14 protein-coding genes are annotated in these 13,691 nt (G+C 59.7%); 6 read left to right on the forward strand and 8 right to left on the reverse strand.

Annotation, left to right across the window (positions count from 1 at the left end; all coding sequences use genetic code 11):
* Window positions 1–95: 95 nt before the first annotated feature.
* From DES53_RS10200 to DES53_RS10215, 4 genes are all read right to left on the reverse strand, one after another.
* A complete protein-coding gene (locus tag DES53_RS10200; RefSeq protein ID WP_113958166.1) occupies window positions 96–854 on the reverse strand; it encodes a ferritin-like domain-containing protein in 759 nt (252 codons plus the stop codon).
* Window positions 855–884: 30 nt separating this feature from the next.
* Entirely contained in the window at window positions 885–1,808 is a 924-nt protein-coding gene (gene ispH / locus DES53_RS10205) for a 4-hydroxy-3-methylbut-2-enyl diphosphate reductase (RefSeq protein WP_113958167.1), read from the reverse strand.
* Window positions 1,809–1,897: 89 nt separating this feature from the next.
* On the reverse strand, window positions 1,898–2,206 hold the full coding sequence (locus DES53_RS10210; protein WP_113958168.1) for a transcriptional regulator: 309 nt from the start codon (window positions 2,204–2,206) through the stop codon (window positions 1,898–1,900).
* Window positions 2,207–2,260: 54 nt separating this feature from the next.
* A complete protein-coding gene (locus DES53_RS10215) occupies window positions 2,261–2,908 on the reverse strand; it encodes a hypothetical protein (RefSeq protein ID WP_113958169.1) in 648 nt (215 codons plus the stop codon).
* A 253-nt stretch (window positions 2,909–3,161) separates the two neighbouring features.
* Between DES53_RS10215 and DES53_RS10220 the strand changes: the two genes are divergently transcribed.
* Together DES53_RS10220 and galU are read left to right on the forward strand one after the other, a co-directional pair.
* The gene (locus tag DES53_RS10220) at window positions 3,162–4,163 is read left to right on the forward strand and encodes a mevalonate kinase family protein (RefSeq protein WP_113958170.1); all 1,002 of its coding nucleotides are present in this window, start codon (window positions 3,162–3,164) and stop codon (window positions 4,161–4,163) included.
* 44 nt (window positions 4,164–4,207) lie between these two features.
* Entirely contained in the window at window positions 4,208–5,077 is an 870-nt protein-coding gene (galU, locus tag DES53_RS10225) for a UTP--glucose-1-phosphate uridylyltransferase GalU (protein ID WP_113958171.1), read from the forward strand.
* A 25-nt stretch (window positions 5,078–5,102) separates the two neighbouring features.
* Here galU and DES53_RS10230 read toward each other — a convergent pair whose 3' ends face one another.
* From DES53_RS10230 to DES53_RS10245, 4 genes are all read right to left on the reverse strand, one after another.
* The gene (locus DES53_RS10230) at window positions 5,103–5,780 is read right to left on the reverse strand and encodes an SdpI family protein (protein WP_113958172.1); all 678 of its coding nucleotides are present in this window, start codon (window positions 5,778–5,780) and stop codon (window positions 5,103–5,105) included.
* Window positions 5,689–6,117 carry an autorepressor SdpR family transcription factor gene (locus tag DES53_RS10235; RefSeq protein WP_113958173.1) on the reverse strand — a complete coding sequence of 143 codons (429 nt, stop codon included), beginning with the start codon at window positions 6,115–6,117 and terminating at the stop codon, window positions 5,689–5,691. The genes DES53_RS10230 and DES53_RS10235 overlap by 92 nt, the downstream gene beginning before the upstream one ends.
* A gap of 131 nt (window positions 6,118–6,248) precedes the next feature.
* Window positions 6,249–7,487 carry an MFS transporter gene (locus tag DES53_RS10240; protein ID WP_113958174.1) on the reverse strand — a complete coding sequence of 413 codons (1,239 nt, stop codon included), beginning with the start codon at window positions 7,485–7,487 and terminating at the stop codon, window positions 6,249–6,251.
* A gap of 61 nt (window positions 7,488–7,548) precedes the next feature.
* Window positions 7,549–8,439, reverse strand: coding sequence for a helix-turn-helix domain-containing protein (locus DES53_RS10245; RefSeq protein WP_113958175.1), 891 nt, complete (start codon window positions 8,437–8,439; stop codon window positions 7,549–7,551).
* Between the two features lie 120 nt (window positions 8,440–8,559).
* Between DES53_RS10245 and DES53_RS10250 the strand changes: the two genes are divergently transcribed.
* From DES53_RS10250 to DES53_RS10270, 4 genes are all read left to right on the forward strand, one after another.
* Window positions 8,560–9,513 carry an amidohydrolase family protein gene (locus DES53_RS10250; RefSeq protein ID WP_113958176.1) on the forward strand — a complete coding sequence of 318 codons (954 nt, stop codon included), beginning with the start codon at window positions 8,560–8,562 and terminating at the stop codon, window positions 9,511–9,513.
* Window positions 9,514–9,812: 299 nt separating this feature from the next.
* A complete protein-coding gene (locus DES53_RS10255) occupies window positions 9,813–11,540 on the forward strand; it encodes an amidohydrolase (RefSeq protein ID WP_113958177.1) in 1,728 nt (575 codons plus the stop codon).
* 393 nt (window positions 11,541–11,933) lie between these two features.
* On the forward strand, window positions 11,934–12,725 hold the full coding sequence (locus tag DES53_RS10265) for a dimethylarginine dimethylaminohydrolase family protein (protein ID WP_113958179.1): 792 nt from the start codon (window positions 11,934–11,936) through the stop codon (window positions 12,723–12,725).
* A 311-nt stretch (window positions 12,726–13,036) separates the two neighbouring features.
* Window positions 13,037–13,498 (forward strand): aminoacyl-tRNA deacylase, encoded by a 462-nt coding sequence (locus DES53_RS10270; RefSeq protein WP_113958180.1) that lies wholly within the window; start codon window positions 13,037–13,039, stop codon window positions 13,496–13,498.
* The last annotated feature ends 193 nt before the right edge of the window (window positions 13,499–13,691 follow it).

Here is a 13,691-nt window from a genome sequence, read left to right on the forward strand (position 1 = left end):
GAGAAGCGGGGGCAGTTCTGGAACGTCCAGACCGGATTGAAACTTAGCAAGCCAGCGCTGGTTGCACCATTTTCCACGCCCCCGATTCCCCTTGCTCAGGGAGCCAGCGCGGCCTGCACGGGTCTCACGCCCCAAAGCCGTTGGATTCCTCCCAGACGCCTGAGGAACCGCTCACCCGTTTTGAAAGCCATGCCCGCCACCTCCCAAGGCCTCACGCCGAGAGCTGCAAAGCACCGGCGATGGTCCCACGCCACCGCCACTGCGGTGACACGCTGGATGACTCGGAACTGCCCTCTCCAGAGCCAGCGCCTCCATGCGGGCATGGCACCCAGCCGCTCCCGGAGGAACTCAGTGTGAAATGCAATATGCCGCATTTCATCGGACAGGAGCTTGTGGCAGACGCGGCGCAAGGCGGGGTCGTTGCATTTCCGGTAGAGAATGCCGAAGTACACCTCCGCAATCAGTTCTGCGGTGAGCAGAATCTGGATGTTGAATTCCACACCGAAATGATTGCGCAGCCAGCGGAAGACGGAATTGCTCCACTGCTTCTCAAGGCAGGTCCCGCCAAGATAGTGCACTGACTTCGCCAGTAGTCGGGCGTGGTATTGCTCCTCTGCGATGAACAGTCCCACGGCCTCCTCATATCCTGCAAGACGGTCCGCACTCACCACCAGCCTCACATACTTCATGAGCCGCGTCCCTCCCCCACTCTCGCCGAGCTGAAACACCGCGAGTGACTCCCGCAGCGGCAGTGCGATGGCCATCGGCAAAGCACAGTCTCCCGCCGGCAGATCCGGCTCGGTGAAGCGGTGCTGATTGGCATGGAAATGCTGGGTCCAAAGATAGGTATTCATGGAAAGAGGAAATGCGGTTGCGGGTTGGGGTTATGAGAGTGGGGTCGCGGTTCCCTGCCCAAGGGCGAGCTTCAGCAGTCCGGCCAGTTGACTGCCACTGCCGCTGTTCTGTTCGGCAGCAATCACCTGCAGGCGATCCATCACCGCGCGCACGGTTTCATCGAGCGTGCTGGTACCCGCGGTCACACCCACGTGCTGGGCCTTCTCAAACCATGCCGGATCCAGATCCTCCGCCCGCTCGACTTGATGCGCAATGCAGCCCAAGCGTCTGGCCGACTCCACAAGCTGGCGGGTGTTGTTGCTGTTCCTTCCGCCAATGACAACGACTGTGTCGCAATCCGCACAGAGCTCGACCAGCGCGGACTGGCGCTGCTTCGTGGGATTGCAAACGGTATCGACAAAGCGTACCTCCGCACCGGGATGGCGACGCTTCAGCGCATCCACCACTTGGAGTACATGGGTGATCGGCTGGGTCGTCTGACTGATGACTCCGAACTTCGGACGGAAGGGCACCTCCGCGGTCTCCTCTTCCACCAGCAGCACGATGGCCTCGGGGAAATCACCGGTCAGTCCACGCACCTCCACGTGAGATGCTTGTCCAATGACCACCGGGAAGTACCCCTCACGTACCAAGGCACCGAGAGCATCATGTGCTTTGCGCACCAGCGGACATGTAGTGTCGGTGACGCGATAGCCTGCCCCGACCCAGGCGGCGCGTTGATTGTCAGAAGCGCCATGGGCAGTGATCACCACGCCAGGTGTGGGAGCAGAGGGCGTATCGCTCAGGGTTCCGATCTCCACGCCCAAAGTGCGTAGATGGGAGTCGACCAGAGGATTGTGTACGAGCTGGCCGAGGATGGTCACGGGACCACTTCTGGCAGCCGTGTGGGTGGCGCGCAGGGCGTCGCGGACGCCGAAGCACATACCGTGATGTTTGGCGAGTTGGATGGTCATGGCAGATGGGATGGAGTGGGATTTGGGTGGTGAATGTCCAAGGTGAACTTTGTGCGACAAAGTTAATGGGCAAAATAAAAGAGGGGGGACTACTTGGGGCGACTTTGCTGCACAATGGCTTCCAGCACCTTCACGTAGGCCCGGAAGGCGCTGTTCCCCGCTCCGGTGATTTCGTACTGCGTCATGGGCCGGCCGCTGTCGCCTGCCGTGGTCTTCAGCTCACGCACATATCCTTCCTTGGTCAGGGTGCGGAGGTGGGTGATGAGATTTCCATCACTCATGGAAAGTTCCGTCTTCAGTTCCTGAAAACTCCACGGGCTGCGGCTCGCGAGCAGGGTCATGATGGAGAGGCGGCTCTTCTCATGAATCACGCGATCGAGCTGGGAGAAATCAATCATCAAGTGGAATGGCGAGTGCGTCGGGGACTAAAGGTGACAACAGCGCTCCTGGCATCAGGAATGGCTCGTGACCAGTTCCTTGGGCTGACTGAGAAACACGGCTACGCCGTACACGATGTGAAACAGGCCGAACGTGCCGCCCATATACAGCGAGGCCACCGCCACGGGCGGTGAAATCATGTCCGGCCAGCCCTTCCAGAGCCAGAGCACGGTGAGGATCTGCCCTGCAATCAGAAAGGCACGCGCGAGATGGATGATGGAGCGCGGCGCGAAGCTCACCGTCCCCTGGAGCGCCAAACCATAGCAGAGAATCCAGATGAGCGAAGCCAGCTCCATCTGCTGGCGGAAGACGATGAGGCAGACTCCCACCACACCACCCGTAAGCAGCGGGGGCACCACGGCGCGAAGGGCCATGCGGAGTCCATCCGTGATGAAAGGCTGCCCCTTGTCCTGGGATTCACGCATCAGCAGGAAGAGATTCGCCAGGCCGGACAGACAAAGCACTCCAATCCACGCCGCCAGGAACATTTGGGGGGACGGAGGCATCATCAGCCCCCATGCAGCCACGCCCAACCCCAGTACACCGCCACAGAGGGCTGCCGTGGCGGACACCGCCCGGTAGATATTCGCCCGCTCCATGAGCGTTCGGATGATGCGGAGATGCTCCAGTGCCGTGTCGTGAGGTAGGTCGGATGCGGCCATGGTCCACTTTGTATTACAAAGTCAGCCATTGGTCAATCGCTTTTGTGTGAGGGAGCAGCTGGTTGCTGCTCCCAGACAAGGGGCCAAAGCCGCCAACCGACGCGCGCCGGGAGATCAAACATCCCTTGCCCTGGGTCCCCGCAACCGTCGACCAACTCTCAGGCTGCGACCCGTTGCACATTCCAGCTTCGTCAGCTCATTTCCGTTGCCAGTAAAGGCAGGCCACGTAGCGTTCCCGCCCTCATCCTTTTCCATGGTTATCCGCAAGCACGCTCATGCCCGCGCCGGCCTCGTCGGCAACCCTTCCGACGGCTACTTCGGAAAGACCATTTCGTTCGTCATCCGGAACTTCGGCGCGGAAGTGGTGCTCTATGAGACTCCCGAACTGCGCATCGAGCCCAATGACCGTGATCACTCGGTATTCGAGAACATCAATCACCTGGCCAGGGATGTACGCCAGTTCGGTTACTACGGTGGTATCCGTCTGCTGAAGGCCACCGTGAAGCGTTTCGCGGACTACTGCGCGAAGGAAGGCATCCCGCTGCACGATCGCAATTTCACGCTGCGCTACGAGAGCAATGTTCCTCCTCAAGTAGGCATGGCCGGCAGCAGCGCCATCATCTGCGCAGGCTTGCGCGCCCTGATGGACTTCTACCAGGTGGAGGTGCCTCTGCACATCCAGCCAAATCTGGTGCTGAGCGTGGAGAATGATGAGCTCGGCATTCCCGCCGGCCTCCAGGACCGTGTCATCCAGGTGTATGAGGGTGTCGTATTCATGGACTTCAACCGTGGTCTCATGGAGGAGCGCGGCTACGGGAACTATGAGGTCATTGATCCCTCACTGCTTCCGCCCCTTTATGTGGCATACACCCGCCAGCTCAGTGAAGGCACGGAGGTATTCCACAATGACATCCGCTCCCGCTGGAACCGCGGCGAGCGAGAGATCGTCAGCGCCATGTACCACTGGGCTGGACTTGCGGAGCGCGTGAAGGAAATGCTGCTCAGCGGCCGCGGTCGCGACATCGGTCCGCTGTTGAATGAAAACTTCGACCTGCGCCGCCGCCTCTACAAGATCAGCAAGGGCAACATCGACATGGTGGAAGCCGCCCGCTCCGTGGGAGCCAGCGCGAAGTTCACCGGGAGTGGTGGCGCCATCGTGGGCACCTACGAGGACGAGGCCATGTACAAGAAACTCGAGGCCGCCTTTGGCGAACTGGGAGTCGCGGTCATCAAGCCACAAATCATGCGTGCGTAGTTCAGCGCCATCCCATCCTCCTTCGACTCCCCTGACTTCATTTCATGACCATTCGCAAAGCTGTCATTCCTGCCGCCGGCTACGGCACCCGCTTCCTCCCCATCGCCAAGGCCGTGCCCAAGGAGATGTTGCCTGTGGTGGACAAGCCGGTGATCCAATATGTGGTGGAGGAAGCCGTGGCCAGTGGCATCACTGACATCCTTCTCATCATCAGCCGCGGCAAGCGCGCGATTGAGGAGCATTTCATCGCCAATCCCGAACTCGAAGCGGATCTGGAAGCCAAAGGCAAAACCGAACCGCTCGAAGAACTCCGCAAACTGCAGGGCCTCGCCCGCATCCACTTTGTCTTCCAACCCAAGATGGGCGGTCTGGGTGATGCCATCCGCTGCGCCCGGGAACATGTGAATGGCGAACCCTTCGCCGTGCTGCTGGGCGATGCCCTCGTATCCAACGCTGAACGCGCGAAGCCCGTGCTGCGCCAGCTCATGGACGTGCATGAAAAGCATGGCGGCTCCGTGGTGGCACTCGAAGAAGTACCCCAGGAAAAAGTGAGCCGCTACGGCATCATGGGTGGCGCGGAAGTGGAGAGCGGCGTCATTCGTGCAGACAAGTTCGTGGAGAAACCCAAGCCGGAGGAAGCCCCCTCACGCCTCGCCGTCAGCGCGCGCTACATCCTTTCCTCTTCCATTTTCGATGAGCTGGAAACCACCAAGCCCGGCAAGGGCGGCGAAATCCAGCTCACGGACGCCATGGCGGCACTCATGCAGCGCGAGCCTCTCTTCGGTGTGAAGTACCAGGGTCGTCGTCACGACATCGGCAACAAGCTCGACTTCGTGAAGGCGAATCTCTGGTGGGGCCTGCGCAGGCCAGACATGGCAGAGCAGCTCCGCGAGTATCTGAAGGACCTCGCCTGACGCCACTTCAGGGCAGCAGACACGATCACGCAGCGACATGCGTCTCCTTGCGAGACAGCACGAAGGCATACGTGATCACCACGAGAGCCCACGTTCCGAGGGTGGCCAGCAGCGCGATGACATACGGCACCTTCTCCACGCCCAGCGCGACGGCCAGCATGAGCGCAAGGCCCACGGTCACCAGCAGGCGACCACCCAGGCGGTGTGTCTTCATCCACACGGTTGGTGACTCCAAGGTCCATGGCACACGGATGCCGATGGTGTAGTTTGGCCGGAGCTTGCTCATGCCATTGCCGAGCACGACGTACAGGAATGGCACCCCATAGTAGACCACCTTCGTGATGGGCGACAGGTCCCCCCAAGCGGCCCAGATCACGGCGACACTCATGCCACCGAACAAGACCGTGAGGGCCAGCAACACCTGGCGCAGCACCTTCCCCACGTGTTCACGGGTCTCCGGATCGCACTTCGCCATCTTCGGATCAAAACGAAACCACACCAGCGTGATGGTCACCACCAGGGGACTCGTGAGCGGCAGCAGGAGCGCTCCCCATGGCTTGTTCATCCAGCCATCCGGCGTGAAGGAAGCGTTGAAGTGAATCGGGATGCGCTCAGGAATCTGCGGCCAGACGGCGGCGAGAAACACGAACGGAGCCGCGAGCGCGAGGAGCAGCAGCCAATTCCTTTTGAGCATCGTTTTCATGGCGTCGTATCTGGGTTGTCTTTGAAGAATCAGAACCTGCCTCCCGGACACCCTTGGCGGGTGATGCAGTGGATGCCGGAGCACCCCTGGTCAGCGTGAGAATCCAGCGAAGCGCATCCTCCAGCACACTGGTCGAGAGAGAGTAGATGACGAACTGCCCCTGCTTCTCCGAGGTCACCAGCCCGGCGCGCTTCAGCAGGTCGAGATGATGAGAGACTGTGGGCTTGCCCAGCTTGAAGTGCTCCGCAATCGCGCCGGCGGAAAGGTCACCCTCCCGCAGCAGGTCGAGAATCGCCCGCCGGGTGTCATCATTCAGCGCCTGGAAGAGAGCAGTCATCGCAGTTCGATATTTCGACAATCATCGAATTCACAATTCACGTCAACAAAAAAAGCCCCCGCCGGCGGCACTGATGCCTTTGGACGGGGACTTGGTCTTGGTCTTGGGGATAAAGAGTTGAGAGTCGGTCTTTACTTCTTCCTGCTGCCTTCAATGTCAGGCAGGAGAATGGTCAGCATGCCAATCAGTGGCAGCCAGGCGCACCCGTGGAAGACATCGATGATGCCCACATGGTCAGCCACCTTGCCCAGCACCGCAGCACCAATGCCAGCAATGCCGAAGGCGAGCCCGAAGAACAGTCCAGCGATGAGACCCACCTTCCCCGGCAGCAACTCCTGCGCATACACGAGGATGGCAGAGAACGCTGATGCCAGCACGAGGCCGATGACCACCGTGAGCACCACTGTCACCGGCAGGCTCGCATATGGCAGCCATAGAGAGAAGGGCGCCACCCCCAGAATGGAAACCCAGATCACACGCTTCCTCCCGATGCGGTCACCGATGGGACCACCCGCAATGGTGCCCACTGCCACGGCAAAGAGGAACGCGAACAGGTAGATCTGCGAAGCCTGCACGGACACGTGGAAGCGCTCCATGAGGTAGAAGGTGTAGTAGTTCGTGAGACTGACCAGATACACATACTTGGAGAAGGTCAGCGCCACGAGTACCAGCAGCGAGTACACAATCACCTTCGTGGGCAGCAACTTGAGCGGCTTCAGGCTCGACGTCGAAGCACTGCGACTCTGATGCTGTAGGCGCCGGGACACCCAGGTACCGATGTGCCACAGCACGAACATGCCCAAGCCCGCCACCAAGGAGAACCACGCCACGTGTCCCTGACCGTTCGGCACGATGAAGAGCGCCGCCAGCAGAGGTCCCAGCGCACTGCCAGCATTGCCACCCACTTGAAACAGCGACTGCGCCAGACCACGGCTGCGTCCCGCGGCCATGTGCGCCACGCGTGAAGCCTCGGGGTGGAACACCGCAGAACCCATGCCCACCAATGCGGCAGACACGATGATCATCGGGTAGTTGTGTGCTTGGGAAAGCATCAGCAGCCCCACCAGCGTGAGCCCCATGCCCACCGCCAGCGAGTACGGCAGAGGTCGCTTGTCCGTGTACAGGCCAACCAGCGGCTGCAACAATGATGCCGTGCACTGGAAGGTGAGCGTGACCATGCCCAACTGGCCAAACGTCAGGCCCTGGCTCTCTTTCAAAAGAGGGTAGAGCGAAGGAATGAGCGCCTGGATGGTATCATTCAGCAGGTGCGAGAAACTGATGGCGAACAGCACCGCAAACACCGTCTGTTCCGCGGACGAAGTTGCGGTCTTTTCAGGCGCGGGTGCTTCACTGAGGGTTGAGGAAGACATAGCCCGCATAGGATTCCCATTTTCCCAGAACCCTCAAAGGCCACGACTGGTGAAGGCGCGGCTATCGCTGGTACTTTTCTCGGATTTCCTCGCGGAACTGGGCCGGGGTGCGTTTTGTTTCCCTGCGAAAGAAGCGCGAGAAGTAGGAGGGATCCTTGAAGCCGAGATCATATGCAATCTCGGACACGTCGAGCTCGGAATGGGAAAGCTGCCGCTTCGCATCCAGCAGCCGCCGATCACGGATGATGTGTCCCGCGGTGACTCCATTCTCCTCGCGCACCACGTCATGGAGATGGTTGGTCGTCACATTGAGAAGGCGTGCATAGTCGGACACCTCATGCAGCGTGCGGAAGTGCTGCTCCACGTAGAGGTGGAACTGTCGCGCGAGCATGCTGGCACGCGAGACATGACGCCGCGGATGCAGCCGCTCATAGAGCCGGTCCATTCGCACCAGCAGGATGTGAAGCAGTGCGCGTAGTACCTCAACCGCGCCCGTTTGTCCCGCATTGAATTCGCGCTGCAGCTCCGCAAACATTTCCAGGATGGGAGCCGCCTCGCGATGCGGAACCGTGAGCCAGGGCTTCGCTTCTGCGGGGAAAAAGAAGGGATAATCAAAGAGCCTGCTGGGCGGTGGCGTGCCGCCATCGAAGAACTCTTGGGTAAATGAAACCGTGGTCCCCCGCATGCCCTTTGCCGGACGGGCCGTGTGCACCTGTCCCGGAGTCATGAAGACCACCGTGGTCCCGCTCGCAGTGAACTCCTGGAAGTCATGCATGACCTCCGCCTTCCCCACGAGGATGAAGATTTGGAAGAAGTCATGGTAGTGTGGCCGGATGCGCTGCGGATCCTGCGCCAGAGAATCCATGAAGGGAATCACCACAATGCCCTGCTGGCGCAAGTCCTCATGCTGGGACTCACTCATCCCAAACTCCGGAAAGGCGCGACGGTTCATGCAAAGGGTTAACGGTCACATCAAGCCAGCCGACGCACAAACATGCAACACAGATATCAGACGCCTGCATGAGCCGTCTCGTGGAGAGCGTTTGTGATGTCACGCCCATCCACATTCCGCATGAACCGCCGTCAATTCCTCCGCAACACCTCCCTCGCCACCGCTGGCCTCGCGGCGTCGCAGGCCGCACTCCCCTCCTCCGCCTCAGCTGCCGAGTCGTATCCCATCATCGATACGCATGTGCATTTCTATAATCCGAAGCGCCCAGGGGGCGTGCCGTGGCCACCGCAGAACTCACCCCTGTACCGCACCGTGCTGCCGGATGACTGGGCCAAGCTCGCTGCACCACTCGGCGTGACAGCCACCGTGGTGGTGGAGGCCAGCCCGCTCGTGGAAGACAACCAGTGGATTCTCGACATCGCCGCGAATGACAAACGCATTATTGGTCTCGTGGGCAACCTCGATCCCATGGCTCCGGATTTCAGCGCCCACCTCAAGCGCTTCGTGGCCAATCCCCTCTTCTGCGGCATTCGCAATCGCCGCCCGAACGCGGAATTGCCAGATTTGGTCAGCAAACCGGAGTTCATGAAATCGATGCAACTCATGGCGGAGAAGGGACTGGAGCTCGACGTGAATGGCCCCATGGACAAGCAAGGCGAAGCGACCGCCAAGCTTGCCGAAGCAATCCCGGACCTCCGACTGGTCATCAATCACCTCGGTGCTTCGGGCGACCCTCAGTCGCTGCGCCCGGGATGGAAAGAAGGCATCAAGCGCGCTTCAGAAAATCAAAATGTGTACTGCAAGGTGAGCGCCCTCGTGGAACAGACGAAAACGGAATACGGCAAAGCTCCCACGGATACCGCCTACTACCTTCCCATTCTGGATCACCTGTGGGAATGCTTCGGCGAGGATCGTCTCATCTATGGCAGCAACTGGCCGGTGAGCGACAAGGGCGCGGGCTATGATGTGGTCTTCCGTATTGTGAAGGAGTACTTCACCTCGAAGGGTGAAGATGCGGCAAAAAAGTACTTCTACCGAAACTCGGAGGAGGCGTATCGGTGGGTGGCGAGGTAGGAATATCGAAGATGATGTGAAACCAGGTGGCGGTGGCGGTGGCGGCGGCAGCGGAAAGTAGAAGGCTTCTCCAGAAGCCTTGTTCGCATGAGCGCCGCTAAGGCATCCATTCCTGTTCCGGAAAGAAGTCTGCTGCGGCTGCATCTCCTTGGGAGGGGTTGCTGCATGGAGCAAAGGCTTCTGGAGAAGCCTTCTACTTTGGCAGCCTCATGGCTTTGCGATCGTTGGGGTGGCGCTTTGCAGATCCGCATGGGGTACAACTCCCAGAAACTTCCCTCCGCATTTCGCGTACATGAGCCATGCGTCCGCATCTCTTCACGCTGGCTTCCGCGATTTTTCCACTCCTCCCTTCCGCGCTCAGCGCCGCACCGTCGCTGATCCTCCACGGCGGCAAGGTGATCACGGTAGATGAGAAGTTCTCCATCCACCAGGCCCTCGCGGTGGAGGATGGAAAAATCCTCGCTATCGGCAGCGACGCCGAGGTCACGGCTCTCAAAGGGCCGGACACACAGGTCATCAATCTGGAAGGCAAGACCGTCATGCCCGGGCTCATGGACTCGCATGTCCACCCCCGTGCGGCGATGACGGAGTTTGACCATGAGATTCCGGTCATGGAGACCATCCAGGATGTGCTGGACTACATCGCCACCCGGGTAAAAGCCACGCCCGAAGGCTCCGGCATTGTGGTCAGCCAGGTGTTCATCACGCGCTTGAAGGAGCAGCGCTATCCCACCCGCGCAGAGCTGGACTCCGTGGCGCCGAAGCATCCGGTGAGCTTCTCCACGGGACCGGATGCCATGCTGAACTCACTGGCGCTGCAGATGAATGGCATCACCAAAGACTTCAAGATCACCGATGGTGGCCCCGGAAAAGTGGAATTCGATCCCAAATCCGGCGAGCCCACCGGCCTGCTGCGGGAGATGGGCCGCTTCGTCAAGGTGAAGCAAGTCTCCAAGGCAGCGCCAACCCCGGAAGAAACCTATGCTCGCACCAAGGAGCTCTTTCGCGACTACAACAGCGTGGGCCTCACTTCTGTGTGCGATCGCGGCGCCAGCCCTGACTCGATTGCCCGGTACGAATCCATGCTGAAGAAGGGTGACCTCACGGTGCGCATGCGCTGCTCCCACACTTTCGGCACTGGTGGCATGTGGCGCACGGTTGAGCAAAGCATCGACAAGGTAATCGAGCATCCACTGACGAAGGGTGACGACATGCTGCGCATCATCGGCACCAAGATTTGGCTGGATGGCGGCATGCTCACCGGCAGCGCCTACATGCGGCAGCCGTGGGGCGTGAGCCAGATTTATGGCATCAGCGATCCCGCCTTCAAGGGCACGCTGAATGTGCCACCGGACAAGCTGCGACAGATGGTGGACAAGGTCACCGGCGCCGGCCTGCAGTTCACCGCACACAGCGTGGGTGATGGTGCTGTGCATGAACTGCTCGACGCCTATGAGGAAGTCAATGCGAAGCGCTCCATTCGCGACACCCGCTCATGCATCACACATAGCAACTTCATGAGCAAGGAGGCCGTCGAGCGCGCTGCGAAGCTGGGTGTGATGATGGACATCCAGCCCATCTGGTTGCATCTGGACTCGCGTACGCTGCTCGCGCAGTTCGGCCAGGATCGCACGCGTTGGTTCCAGCCGTTGAAGACCATCTTTGAAACAGGTGGCATCGTGGGAGGTGGCAGCGACCATATGCAGAAGATTGGCTCCTTCCGCTCCGTGAATCCCTACAACCCATGGCTCGGCATGTGGGTCGCCATCACGCGGAAAGCAAAACACCTTGATGCACCCATGCACCCCGAAGAAGCGCTGACTCGCGAGCAGGCCATTCGCTTCTACACCATCAACAACGCGAAGATCCTCTTCCTGGAGCAAACGGCCGGCAGCCTTGAGAAAGGTAAGGCCGCGGACCTCATCCTGGTGGATCGCGATCCGCTCACCTGCCCCATGGACGATCTGCCTCAAGCCTCAGTGCTCAAGACCTGGCTCGGTGGGAAGCTGGTGTACGAGAGGAAGTGAATGAAGCGAGCCGCCAGGAAGCGCACACGCACCCGCGTCATCGTACAACGCGATACAGGCCCCCAAGACTTTCGTGCATGGCCTGCACCCGATGGGATTCCATAAGCCTGGCCCATACGGCGGGGAGTTCCTGGATGATTTCCGGGTGATCATCGGCCACCCGTCGAACCACCTGCCGCAGTGTAAAACGCTCTCCTCCCACCGCCCGGCAAATGCCCAGCACACAGGTCTCCGTCTGCATCTCAGTCATGACATTCGCATCTTCCTTTCGGCGGTGAATTCGCGAGAAACATGGTGCTTGCGTGCATGTTATTTTTCCAGGCACACCCCTCCGGACAAAAAATCTCTCCATGGCGCTGACATCATGCGCGGTGGATGTGCTAGACTATCATCATGAACCGGATGCTCCTTTGTCCTCCGGATTTCTATGAGGTCCGCTACGAGATCAATCCTTGGATGAGCGTGGCTCAGGCGCCTGATCACGCGGTAGCAGTGCGACAGTGGCAGGGTCTGTATGACACCTTGCAAGACATGGGTTGTAAGGTGGAACTTTTGATGCCACGACCGGGATGGCCGGACATGGTCTTCACCGCGAATGCCGGTGTAGTGCGAGAACGCCGTGTCCTGCTGAGCAATTTTCGCCATGAAGAACGCGCCGGCGAATCCCCGTGGCATGCCCAATGGTTTGAGGAGCAGGACTACGAAATCTCCAGACTGCCCCGCCATCTGGCCTTTGAGGGCGAAGGAGATGCCTTGAAATGCGGTGACGTCTGGATTTGTGGCCACGGCTTTCGCACGGATGAAGAAGCCCATCGCTGGGTGGGAGACTGGACACATGAACCGATGGTGAGCGTGCGGCTTGTGGATTCTCACTTCTACCATCTCGATACCTGCTTCTGCCCACTACGGGATGGTCTCGCCATGTGGTATCCCGCAGCGTTTGATGCAATCGGGCAGGATGCAATTCGCGCGATCTCGCGGGAGCTTATCGAAGTCACCTTGGACGAAGCACGCCGCTTTGCCTGCAATGCGATCATTTCCGACTCCCATGTAGTGATGCCAGACGGATGCCCGAAGGCGTCAGCCATGCTGGAGGGCAGAGACTATGCAGTGCACCCTCTGCCCATGAGCGAGTTCATCAAGGCGGGTGGCGCGTGCAAATGCCTCGCTCTGGTACTGGAGTGATAGCCCTTTATCGGGACACCTCGAAAAGCCCATGCATGCGATGCTTCCCGTTTGACTCTCCGCCCCATGGAGAGGTATACTGCCTTGTGTTCTGAAGAGGAAAGGAGGTGCCAATGACAGGCCGCTTCACTTACAGACCTCATTGAATCCATCGCAAACGGCCCTGCCATGAGGCGGGAAAAGTCCGCTGCGAATCTCAAACTGAGCGCCCGCATCCCGAATCAAGGGCATGCGAACGTTTGCCAATACCGTCCCGGCCTGCGGCCATGCATGCGCCCCGGCTGGGCAGAACTCACAGAAAGGCTTTCCCCATGCTTGCTCAGAAACTCAAAGATTTCCTCGATCAGAAGAAGGTGAAGTATGTCACCATCGCCCACTCGCCAGCGTTCACCACGCAGGAGGTGGCCCAATCCGCGCACGTACCAGGCCGCGTCATGGCCAAAACCGTGATGGTCATCATTGATGACGTCCTCGCCATGGCAGTGCTGCCGGCAAACCATCGCGTGATGCTCGATGACCTGCGCGACATCACCGGCACGGAAGATGTGCGCCTCGCGCGCGAAGATGAGTTCAAGAGCTTCTTCCCGGATTGTGAAGCCGGCGCCATGCCGCCCTTCGGGAACTTGTATGACATGTCCGTTTATGTATCCCCGCTGCTCGCGGAGGAGACTGAGATCGCGTTCAACGCGGGCTCACACACGGAAATCATCAAGATGCTCTACCGCGACTTCGAACGCCTCGTCTCTCCACGTGTGGCGAACTTCACGACGTGACGTTCGCACCTGCCCGCGAGGGACGCCTTCGCGTCCCGGAGCTACAGGATTCCATCTTCTCCTGATTTCGGCTGAAGCCGAAGCCACTTTGGAGCTGTTCTATTCGCATCGATAAGGATGCGACAGGAAGGGTGTCTCATCGCGTCATGCGGGGAGAAGCTGGATTCCTTGAACTGGCACATGAGGAACTGTC

The organism is Roseimicrobium gellanilyticum, assembly GCF_003315205.1.
Lineage (GTDB): Bacteria > Verrucomicrobiota > Verrucomicrobiia > Verrucomicrobiales > Verrucomicrobiaceae > Roseimicrobium > Roseimicrobium gellanilyticum.